This is a genomic window from Salinibacter pepae (genome assembly GCF_947077775.1).
Lineage (GTDB): Bacteria > Bacteroidota > Rhodothermia > Rhodothermales > Salinibacteraceae > Salinibacter > Salinibacter pepae.
In genome coordinates this window covers 3,034,005-3,044,604 of sequence record NZ_CAMTTE010000001.1, presented here as the reverse complement: position 1 = coordinate 3,044,604, position 10,600 = coordinate 3,034,005, and the positions used below count along the sequence as shown (strand labels likewise).

The 10,600-nt window shown below is 67.8% G+C and carries 8 protein-coding genes and 1 pseudogene; 4 read left to right on the top strand and 5 right to left on the bottom strand.

The window, feature by feature from the left end; all coding sequences use genetic code 11:
- Positions 1–253: 253 nt before the first annotated feature.
- Positions 254–895, bottom strand: coding sequence for a PorT family protein (locus OJA40_RS12740; RefSeq protein WP_263792526.1), 642 nt, complete (start codon positions 893–895; stop codon positions 254–256).
- Between the two features lie 457 nt (positions 896–1,352).
- Here OJA40_RS12740 and ligA point away from each other — a divergent pair, with 457 nt between their 5' ends.
- On the top strand, positions 1,353–3,425 hold the full coding sequence (ligA, locus tag OJA40_RS12735) for an NAD-dependent DNA ligase LigA (protein ID WP_208427711.1): 2,073 nt from the start codon (positions 1,353–1,355) through the stop codon (positions 3,423–3,425).
- 232 nt (positions 3,426–3,657) lie between these two features.
- Here ligA and OJA40_RS12730 read toward each other — a convergent pair whose 3' ends face one another.
- Together OJA40_RS12730 and OJA40_RS15415 are read right to left on the bottom strand one after the other, a co-directional pair.
- A complete protein-coding gene (locus OJA40_RS12730; protein WP_208427103.1) occupies positions 3,658–4,431 on the bottom strand; it encodes an integron integrase in 774 nt (257 codons plus the stop codon).
- A gap of 8 nt (positions 4,432–4,439) precedes the next feature.
- A pseudogene (locus tag OJA40_RS15415) lies at positions 4,440–4,696 on the bottom strand (site-specific integrase).
- 850 nt (positions 4,697–5,546) lie between these two features.
- On the opposite strand from OJA40_RS15415, the gene OJA40_RS12720 reads away from it, so the two are divergent.
- Positions 5,547–5,855, top strand: a complete 309-nt coding sequence (locus OJA40_RS12720; RefSeq protein ID WP_208427102.1) for a DUF433 domain-containing protein — start codon at positions 5,547–5,549, stop codon at positions 5,853–5,855.
- A 551-nt stretch (positions 5,856–6,406) separates the two neighbouring features.
- On the top strand, positions 6,407–6,859 hold the full coding sequence (locus OJA40_RS12715; protein ID WP_263810831.1) for a DUF421 domain-containing protein: 453 nt from the start codon (positions 6,407–6,409) through the stop codon (positions 6,857–6,859).
- 75 nt (positions 6,860–6,934) lie between these two features.
- Here the strand turns inward: OJA40_RS12715 and OJA40_RS12710 are convergent, their stop codons facing one another.
- Both OJA40_RS12710 and rsmB read right to left on the bottom strand, forming a co-directional pair.
- Complete coding sequence (locus tag OJA40_RS12710) at positions 6,935–8,128, bottom strand: PorV/PorQ family protein (RefSeq protein ID WP_208427101.1); 1,194 nt, start codon at positions 8,126–8,128, stop codon at positions 6,935–6,937.
- A gap of 44 nt (positions 8,129–8,172) precedes the next feature.
- Positions 8,173–9,519: a 16S rRNA (cytosine(967)-C(5))-methyltransferase RsmB gene (gene rsmB / locus OJA40_RS12705; protein WP_208427100.1), complete on the bottom strand. Its 1,347-nt coding sequence runs from the start codon at positions 9,517–9,519 to the stop codon at positions 8,173–8,175.
- Between the two features lie 506 nt (positions 9,520–10,025).
- On the opposite strand from rsmB, the gene OJA40_RS12700 reads away from it, so the two are divergent.
- Positions 10,026–10,517 carry a hypothetical protein gene (locus tag OJA40_RS12700; RefSeq protein WP_263809039.1) on the top strand — a complete coding sequence of 164 codons (492 nt, stop codon included), beginning with the start codon at positions 10,026–10,028 and terminating at the stop codon, positions 10,515–10,517.
- The last annotated feature ends 83 nt before the right edge of the window (positions 10,518–10,600 follow it).

Genomic DNA, 10,600 nt, shown 5'->3' with positions numbered 1-10,600 from the left:
TCAAAAAAACAAACATCAACCGCACGGCGGGGCAACGCCTTCGGCGCATGCCACCGCGGGACAACGGGGAGCTGTGGGGAGACTGATTCAAGAAAAGAGGCCAACTGCCGTTTTGCAAACGACCCGCTCGCCCGAAACGCCACTCCTAGCAGCGGTTGAGGCCCGATTGGGGCCCGAACCGGCCAACACTTCTGTTATTGAGGCCGCTCGAAGCGCTCCCCCAGCGGCGCGTCTCTGCGAGGCCCCACCTGCACTAGAGGCCGAGGCGCAGCATCAGCGACCACGCCCGCGTCTTCCCCTCCGCGGGAAAGGACGCGTCGGGAAACGGCTGGTCCGTCACGTCGCGCGCCGCGTCCCGCAGCCCCCACACCCGGCGTACGGTCAGGTTGAGCCGCTGCCCCCCAATCGGGAAAGCCGCCCCCACGCCCGCCACGGCCCCGGCGTCGAGGCGGCGGTAGAACGACCGGCCCGTGTCGAAGGGCAGGTTCACGTCGCCCCCCGGCGTCTGCCGCTCAAAGAGCTTGACGGCCCCGAACCCACCGGCCTCCCCATGCACCACGACCGACTGGACGGACGGCGCCTCCAGGTGCAGGAGAAGGGGCAGTTTGAGGTACCCGGCGCCGTAGTCGATGGCCCCGCCCTCCTCACGATCGACCCGGGTGCCCTTCTGGCTAATCAGAAGTTCGGCCTGTGCCGAGACGGGGCCGTACACGGGCTGGCGCACCACGCCCCCGCCGACCGCGGCGAAGTAGCTGCCCAGGTCGGAGACTGGGGACTGCAGCGTCACACGGTTGACACCGATCGTGAACCCGTACTGACGGGTGTCCTGGGCCTGACCCGCAGTGGCCCCCCCGAGCAGCCCCATGAGAACCAACGCGCACACAACAAAACGCATGCAAGGATCGGCCCGAAGCGGCCTGACTCGTACCAAAGAACGCGAACCGCCCCTCCAAACCGGCCGCCCGCCCGACGGATCCCCGCCCCTCTGCGCCACGCCGGTCTCTTGTCGTCCCGCTCCGTCCCCCACACGCGACGGCCCGCCCTCCGATAATCCGACCGTTTTTCAACGTGGCCCCGCTCCGGCCTGGGTACATTTAGGGCCTGGTCAGAGACGTGCGCGCCAGGGCGGAGGCGCCGCCCCCCGCGCCGGGCACCGCAGTCGTGGCGCTACGACGGCCCCGAACGCCGCTTCGAACAAATTCGTGACGACATGTAATTCCGGCGCCCGCCCCGAACGTCCGCCCCCGGATCGAAGTTGAGAAGGGGCCGGCGGAAGACGGGCCGCCGATTGCCCCGACACACATGCTCCCCCATCCTCTCCCCTCTCTTCTCTCACCCTCGAGACGCCAAGGATGCCCGACGTAGACCCGACGCCCGACCTCGACCTGGCGGCCATCGACGCCGAGCCGGCCGCGGCGGAGGCGGCCGAGCAGCTTCGCGCCGCGCTCCGGCACCACAACTACCGCTACTACGTCCTCGACGCCCCGGTCGTCTCCGACGCCGAGTACGACCGGCTCTTCCGGCAGCTTCAGGCCCTCGAGGCCGAGTACCCCGGGCTGCAAACGCCCGACTCCCCCACCCATCAGGTGGGCGGCCCGGTGCGCGACGAGCTGGGCACGGTGACTCACCCCGCGCCCATGCTCAGCCTGAAGGCCGTCTACGAGGAAGACGAGGTGCGCAACTTCGCCGAGACGTGCCGCGAAGAGCTGGGGCGCGACGCCGTCACGTATACCGCCGAGCCCAAGTTTGACGGGCTGGCCGTGGAGCTGATCTACGAGGACGGGCGCCTCGTGCAGGGCGCCACCCGCGGGGACGGCGAGACGGGCGAGGAGATTACGGCCAACGTGAAGACCATCAAGGGCGTCCCCCTCCGCCTCCGCGACGACGCCCGGCCCGTGCCCGACCGCCTCGTGGTGCGGGGCGAGGCGTACATGCGCAAGGACGAGTTCAACGCGTTCAACCGGCGGCGCGAGGAGGCGGGCAAGAAGGTGTTCGCCAACCCGCGCAACGCCGCCGCCGGCTCGCTCCGGCAGCTCGACTCCAATATCACCGCACGGCGCCCCCTCCGCATCTACTTCTACGAGATTGCCCCCGTCGACGGGCGCGACTTTGCGACGCACGCCGCGGTGCTGGAGGCCCTGCCGGAGTGGGGCCTGCGCGTCTGCGAGGACCACATCCGCCGCTGCGACGGGATCGACGCGGCGCTGGACCACCACGCCGCCCTCGTGGACCGGCGCGACGACCTGCCCTACGAGATCGACGGGCTCGTCATCAAGGTGAACGACTTCGACGGGCACGAGACGCTCGGCGTGCGCGACCGGGACCCGCGCTGGGCGGCGGCCTACAAGTTTCCGCCGCGCCGCGCCACCACCACGATCGAGGACCTCTTCGTGCAGGTGGGCCGCACGGGCCGCATCACGCCCGTGGCCGTGCTGGCGCCCGTGGAGGTCGGCGGCGTGGAGGTCACCCGCGCCTCCCTCCACAACCAGAACGAAATCGACCGCAAGAACATCCGCATCGGCGACACGGCGCTCATCGAGCGGGCCGGCGACGTGATCCCGCAGGTGGTGACAGTGATTGAGGACGAGCGCGACGGCACCGAAACCCCCTACCACATTCCCGACACGTGCCCCGTCTGCGGCGCCGAGGTGGTGCTCAGCGACGACAAGAAGCAGGCCTTCTGTACGGGCGGCATGACGTGCCCCGCCCAGTTCCGCGAGCGGCTGAAACACTACGCCTCCCGCACGGCGACCGACATCGAAGGCCTGGGCGACAAGCGCGCCGAGCAGCTCATCGACGCGGGGCTGATCGAGGACATCTCGGACCTCTACGAGCTGGAGAAGGACGACCTCCTGCAGCTGGAGCGGTACGCCGACAAGTCGGCCCAGAACCTGCTCGACGAGATTGCGGCGAGCTTGGAGCAGGACCTCGACCGCTTCCTGTACGCCCTCGGCATCCCACTGGTCGGCTCGGCCACGGCCCGCCTCCTCGCGCAGCACTTCGCGTCGCTGGATGAGGTCATGGCGGCCGACGAGGATGCCCTCACGGCGATTGACGACATCGGCCCGGAGGTGGCCCACAGCATCGTCACCTTCTTCGCGGACGACGACAACCGGCGGGTGATCGACGACATCCGGGATGCGGGCCTGACGCTCACGAATCCGTACGCGGCGGACGAGGCGCCGCTGGCGGGGCTTACGTTCGTCTTTACCGGCAGCCTCGACGACTGGACGCGCAGCGCGGTGCAGCGGTTCGTGGAGCAGCACGGCGCGAACGCCACCTCCAGCGTCAGCGGCAACACCGACTACGTCGTGGCCGGGCCGGGGGCGGGCAGCAAGCGGGACGAGGCGGAAGAACGGGACATCCCTGTGCTCGACGAGGACGCTTTTCACGAACTGCTCCGGGAGCGAGGACTCGACGCGTAGCCGTCCCCCAAACCGGGGGGTCCCGCCCCGCACTGGAGGGAATGCTCCGGGCACCCCCCTACGGGATCGGTCGGAAGGCCCCGCACACGAGGAGGCCCCGAACGACTCGGGCCCGCCCCTCCCGGGCCCGGCATGCCGCCCCCCGCCGCATCGAAGGCATGTCCCCGGCCGACGTCCGTGCAGATGCCCCGGACGCAGGGGGGTGAGCCCGCGTCGGGACGGCGGGAGAGCGCTATCCCGGGTCCACGGGCAGGGTGTCGAGCGGGCTCGTCACGGCCGCGCCGCTCTGCTCCAGAACGTGGACGTACTGCATGGTGGTGCGCAGTTGCTCGTGGCCCAGCAGCTTCTGAATGGTGCGCACGTCGGTGCCGTCCTGCAACAAATGGGTTGCAAATGAATGGCGTAGCGTGTGACAGGTGGCGCGCGTCTCGATCTCGGTCGCGTCGGCGGCCTTCTTGACGGCCCGCTGCACGGCGGAGTCCGAACGGTGGTGGCGGCGGACGGCCCCGCTGCGTGGGTCTTCCGAGAGCGTCGTAGAGGGAAACACGTACTGCCACCGCCACTCGGTAGCGGCGTTCGGGGATTTTTCCGCGAGGGCGTCCGGCAGGTAGACGCCGCCCACCCCGTCGGCACAGTCCGTCTCGTGCTGGGCCTTCACCGGTTTCAGGTGGCGCCGGAGGGGATCGTGAAGGCGATCGGGGAGCACGGTCGTTCGGTCCGTGCCGCCCTTGCCGTCCCGCACGTGTGGGCGCCCGTGGTGGAAGTCGAGCTCTTTGACCCGGAGGCGCAGGGCCTCCGAGAGGCGGAGTCCGCTTCCGTACAGCAGAGGGGCAACCAGGCGATTCGGGCCGGCGGAGAGGGCCGCAAAGAGCCGCTGCACCTCGCCGCGAGAAAGGACCGTGGGGAGGCGTTTGGGGCGGTCGGCGCGGTCGAGCGGGCCGATGTCGTCAAGGTCCTCGCCCAGCACCTGTTCGTAGAGGAAGACGAGGGCGCGGTCTACAACCACTTCCTCCCTCACGTCCGTTCGGGCAGGGCGTTGAGGGCCTGGTTCTGGGTAGACGCGGCCACGTTGCGGTCCGACGCCAGGTGGTTCAGGAACGCGCGAATGTCGTCCTCGTCGAGGCGCCGGGGTGGGTGGTGTCGTGGACCCGGACGCAGCGGGTCACCCACCGCACGTACACCTTCTCGGTGTGGTCGCTGTACTGGCGGCGCTGGCAGACCCGCCGCACCTGATCGAGGAGCTTGGGGGATTGGTCCTTGGAGCCGGGCATGGCACGAAGAGGGAGGGGGACGCGGAGCCTGTGGCTTGAAAATAAGGTCGCCAGTATTGAATATATCAAGGGTTTGATATATTCCGCGCGCCTCACCGGGTTGGCATATGCACAGCGCGTCTTGGGCAAGCGGTTGGTGTCCCCGAGCTTGCGATGCGGGAGTCCATTTGCATAGCTAGCATGAGCCAGTGAATTGGTGGTCCATAGTTGTTACATCCAGTGTAGTAGCTGCTGCAGTCTCGGGCCTTTTCAATCTGGCATCTCGACTTCTAGAAAATCGCCTATCTCGCAAGCGTGAGAGGAAACAGCAATTATGGCGACAGAAGCAAGAAGATATTCGAGATCTGGAGTACAACGCCGGTTATTTGACGGAATATCTTGCAGGGTATCAGTCAGTCGACGCTGACTCTAAAAATCTCTGGGAGGCTCTTGAGGAGATTCGTGACTTGAAATACCGCTTGAGAAAGTATCCTAGAATCCTTCAAGCAATCCGCGACTTTCGGAATACAGCGGGCTTTAGACTTCATGAGGGAAAAGAGTATTTATCGGTGTAGCAAAAGGAGGAATCCGTAGAAGAACTTGAAGACCGGTACGAAAATTTAGTCCAAGTCTGTAAGGATGAACTCAGGAAGGATGAGGTTTAGCTGTTCCTTACCACTGCTACGCATAACCCGTCATTGCAACTGACGACGGGCAAGTGCCAAACGCAACCTGTAGTGCCTCTCTCGCTTCATTCGTAAGTTAACCCAGCCCGTCGCAGTTGAATTCTACCGTCATGCGGCGTTGTGCAACTGTTTTTGTTCGTCTCAGCTCATATAACATCCGTCCCGAGCAGAACCAGTACACTCACATGGCCGACAAGTCTCTCGACCAACGGATCGTCCGAACGCCTGACATCTGTGGCGGGAAGCCGCGGATTGCGGGCCATCGGATTACGGTTCAGAACATCACCATTTGGCACGATCGGCTCGGCTGGGACGCCGACGAAATCGCGTCCGAGTGCGACCTGGAACTGGCGGATATCTACGCGGCCCTTGCCTACTACTTCGCCCACCGCGAAGAGATTGACCAGTCGATTCGTGAGGGCAAAGCTTTCGTCGAAGAGATGCGGCGCAAGACACCGTCGAAGCTTGAGGAGAAGCTTCAGGGGAAGACGTAATTTGCACCGCAAGGTCGATCGATCGGAGAAATGATTCGGGGCCTCACGTCAATCGCGGAGGAGATGGAGGCGGCAGACATGCAAGGTCACGTCGAGTTTTTGTAGTCAGCAACTGCTTTTCGCCTCATACCCCGGTTGCTACACCTGCACCCGGGCTGTTGCCGTTTCCGTGCGTTGTCGGGAGTGGGGTTTGCCTTTGCCGAGTGGAAGTCACGACGCAATCGGATGGAATTATTGCCGAACGAAGTGGTCCAACCGGCATAAATTGGAAATTGGGGCAAGCCTTTTCCCGTGCCCGGGTCAGGTGAGGTTGGTTGTTACAGCGACCGAACGCCCACCGGCTCAAAGCCCGCGATGCGCGTTCGGATTCCTCATGCCCGCTGTGGTTTTCCTTCCATCGTCGGGATCGGTGCGGCCGCCAACGAATAGCAGCTCCGGAACGGCCCCGACGGCGGGTCCCTGCAGGCGCGGGACGGGGCTCTACGTCGCCGCGGTTGGGACTGCGGCCGCCCCCCTCCGCCCCTTCCCCATTCCTTGAGTGCACCCGTACAATGATTGGCTGGACGTGGATGACCGGCAGTGATTCCTCCCTCCCGATGATCCTGCTCACAGGGATCGGCATCTACGCGGCGTTGCTCGTCCTGACGCGCCTGACGGGGCTACGGAGCTTCTCGAAGATGTCGAGCTTCGACTTCGCGATCACCGTGGCCATCGGCTCCGTCGTGGCCGCCACGCTGCTCGCGGAGCGGCCGTCGCTGTTGGTCGGGGCCGCCGGCCTCGCCGTGCTCTACGGCATGCAGTGGATCGTCTCGCCCCTCCGCCGGGCCGCCGCTCCGGTCGAAGCTGCGCCAGCACGGCATCGCCCACCCGGTACAGGTGCTGGCCGTGGTGCTCGAGACAACGGGCGATGTCTCCGTCCTCCCCCGGTCCGCATGGGCCTTCGAGGACGTTCGGGGGGCCGAGCGCCTGCCCCCCCTTTGATCGATGCGGCGCCGACGGGCTGACGTCCCTTCTTCGTCCCTCAGGACCGCTTCCGTCCCCGGACGGCTCCCCGTCGGAAAGCGGCGATCGGGGCAGCGTCACTCCGCCGGTCGCTCCAGGCCGGGCTGTTCGAGGCGGAGCTGGGCCGAGAGGCGGTACGAGTAGCCCAGGTCGTCCGCCACAAGCCCCGCAAAGTCGCCAAAGCTGAAGTCGACCGACACCTGCTCCAGGTCGAGCCCCGCCCCCACGGACGGCGTGAGGTCCACCCCGACGGGGGTGCCCACCTGGAGGCGCTGCACACCGCCCCGCAGCTCCACCACGCCGGCGTAGCGGAAGGCCATCCCCAGCCGCGGCCGGAACGACACGTCGCCGACGTTGGGCACGAAGGCCCGCCGCCCGTCCACCGCCACGTCCACGTCGAGCCCCACGGTGAGCGTGTGCCCGTCGCCCACCGGCCACACGGCCCCGGAGCCGAGGCGCGCCACCGGCAGCACGAGCGCCGTGCCCCCCTGCGGGATGCGCTGGTCGAAGACGGCCTGGTAGCGCGCCGCGTTGTTCTCAATGAGGGTGCCGTCCTCGTTTAGGCAGGCGTCGAAGGGCTGTTCGTCGATCGGGTTGATGCAGTTGACCTCGAAAGCCGAGGGGTTGACGCTCCAGCTCTGCAGCATGGTCGTCACGTCGCGGACCACGACCCCGAGCCGGTACGGCCCCGCCCGGTAACGCGCCGCCACGTCCATGCTGTAGCCCCAGGCGTTCGCGAAGTCGCCGATCGAGCGGTGGATGCCCTTGAAGTTGACGCCGACGGAGAGGCGCTCGCCCACCGCCCGGCTGTAGCTCACAAAGAGGGCCCAGTCGGCCGCGGAGAAGCGCGTGATGCGGCTCTCGTAGTCGGGCAGCGGCTGGCCGCGGTCCGGGTTCCAGGCCGCGAGCGTATTCACGATGTCGTTCACCCCGCTCCGGAAGACCGACACGCCGACGGTGGAGCGCGCCGTCACCGGCATCGCGACGCCGCCGTAGTCGAACGACACGGCCCCCGCGAAGCGCTCCACGTGCATGTACCCGATCTCCGGGTAGGACAGGCCGTGCAGGCCCGCCGGGTTCCAGTAGCCCGCGCTCACCTCGTCCGCCAGGCCCACGTACGCGCCCCCCATCCCAAGGGCCCGCGCGTCCACCCCCCCGGCCAGAAACTCGGCCCCGTACTTGGCGAGGCGCTGCCCGTGGGCGGGCCCCGCCCCGAGGGCCGCGAGCAGCAACAGGCCCAGCACCAATCGCCCGAGGCGCCGAACAGGCATGACGAAGCGCGTGGGTGTGCGGGAGAGCAGACGAAACGCCGCGACTAGGCCTCGTCCCGTCGCAGCCGGGCCGCAAACGCCCCGTCCATCCGGTGGCGGTGCGGAAGGGTCGCGAGGAAGCCCGCATCCGAAACCATCTCGTCCGGCACGTGGCCGTCGGCGGACTCGACCGTGAACCCGTCGTGGCGGGCCAGGAAGGCCTCGACGCGCCGCTCGTTTTCTTCGGGCTCGGTGGTGCAGGTGCTATAGACCAGGAGCCCGCCCGGCCGCACGAGCTGGGCCGCCGCGTCGAGGAGCTCGTCCTGCAGCTCCGCCATCTCCTCCAGGTCCTCCATCGACCGCCGCCACCGCAGGCCGGCCCGCTTCGCAAGCACGCCCATTCCCGTGCACGGCACGTCCAGCAGCACCCGGTCGCCCTGCGGGGGCTTCGGCCCGGCGGCCCAGGCGCGCAGGTCGGCCGTCTCCACCTCCACCATCTCGGACGCGGCCTGTGCCTCCGCCGCCGTCGCGACCCGCTCCAGGCGCTGTTCGTCGCGGTCGACCGCGTAGATCGTCCCGGTCCCCTCCATGCGGGCCGCCGCGTGCATCGCCTTGCCGCCCGGCGCCGCGCAGCCGTCGATCAGGGTCTCCCCGGGCTGCGGGTCGAGCAGCCGCACCACGAGGCCGGCGCTCTCGTCCTGCACCGCCACGTGCCCGTCGTCGAGCAGGTCGCCCGCGATGAGGGCCTGAAGGCGCTTCAGGCGCAGGTACCGGTCGAGGTACGGCGAGTCGACGTGTACCACGTCGTGCTCGTCGAGCCACGCCGCCACGTCGGCCTCGCTCGTGCGCAGCGGGTTGATGCGCACGCTGTACATGGGCCGCCGGTTGTTGGCGCGGAGGAGCTCGGTCGTCTCGTCGAGCCCGAAGCGGCCCAGCCAGCGCTGCACCATCCAGGTGGGGTGGGAGTAGCGAAGGGCGAGGTCGTTCGCGTCGTCGCCCGTGTCGGGCGTGGGGATGTGCTCGCGGTCGCGGTCGATGGTGCGGAGCACGCCGTTGACGAGGTTGCCCGCGCCGGGCCGGAGCGCCTGCTTGGCGAGCTCCACGTACTCGTCGACGGCCGCGTGGGTCGGGGTGGACTGGAACAGCAGCTCGTAGAGGCCGAGCCGCAGGATCTCCTGGAGCCGGTGCTCCATCGAGTCGTAGTCCCCGTGGTACGCCTCGCCCAGCACAAAGTCGAGCCACCGGCGCTGCCGCGTGACCCCCGCCACCAGTTCGCGGGCCTGCCGGCGGGTGCGGGCGTCGGCGTCCTCAATCGTCAGCTTGTCGACGAAGGCGTCGTCCTTGCGCACCCGCTCGAGGTGGTCGAGGGCGTGAACGCGGGCGGGCGAGACGGTATCGATCGTGACGTCCATAGACAGTCGGGGGTCTGAAGGCGAGTGAAGAAGGGAAGGGCTCTAACGCACGACCTCGTCGGCCGTTTTCCGGGGCGCCAGCCGTCGCCCCGCAGGTTCGCGGCACGCTCCGTACCCGCGTCCAGGGACGCGTCGTGGATGGCGCTGCTGCCGCGCAGTGCCACCGGGGTCCATGAACATCAGAAACAGCCGCACGTCCCCCCTCCCTCCTTTCCGATGTGCGACTGGACGGAGCCCCACGACAAAATGCTCGAGGCGTGCAAAAGCCGGCGTCCATCCCCGCAAGCCGTCCGGCCCGGCGCAAACGTCACACGCCTGGAAAACGGAACGAGACGCCCCCCGCGTGCTGAACCCCGACCGATCGCAGCGGTACCGCTAAACGTCTCGGGACCCCGCTCCGGACGGACTTTGCACCCATCGACGGCCTCCGGGCACCGGCCGGCACAGCGGCGATTGGGGCCGGCCCTGCGGGCGCCCGATGCTCCTTGTCTCCTGCGCCTCTGCCGATGCGTCACCTCCGCCGCAAATTGACGCTGCGCGCCCACGACGAGCAGATCGTGCTCGTGAAGCGCAAGCAGGAACGCATCGAGCACGTCTGGATGAAGGCGTTTCTGTGGGCGCTGCACCTGCCTCACCATCCGGACCTGGACGTCGAGGTCGCGGTCGACGACAAGTACAAGCCGGACGTGGTGGCGATGGACCGGCGGCGGGGCCGGCCGCAGTTTTGGGGTGAGGCCGGGGCCGTGGGCCCGGACAAGACCGAGCACCTCGTGACCGCCTATCCCGACACGCACCTCGCCTTCAGCAAGTGGAACCGGTCCCTGGACGCAGTGCGGGACCCTGTCGAGCGCGCCGTCCGCACGACCGACCGCACGGCCCCGATCGACCTCTTCCGGGTTCCCCCGGACGGCGCCGAGCGGTTCGTAGACGCAAAGGGCCGGATTGCCCTCTCGCGCGACGACCTGACATGGGTCCGGGTGGGCCCCGCCGACGGATAGAGGGTGCCCCCATCGCCCGGCGGCTCCCTTTCCCCTTCGAACCTCTGCGAAGGGCGGATGTAGGTTACCTACACATTCCCATC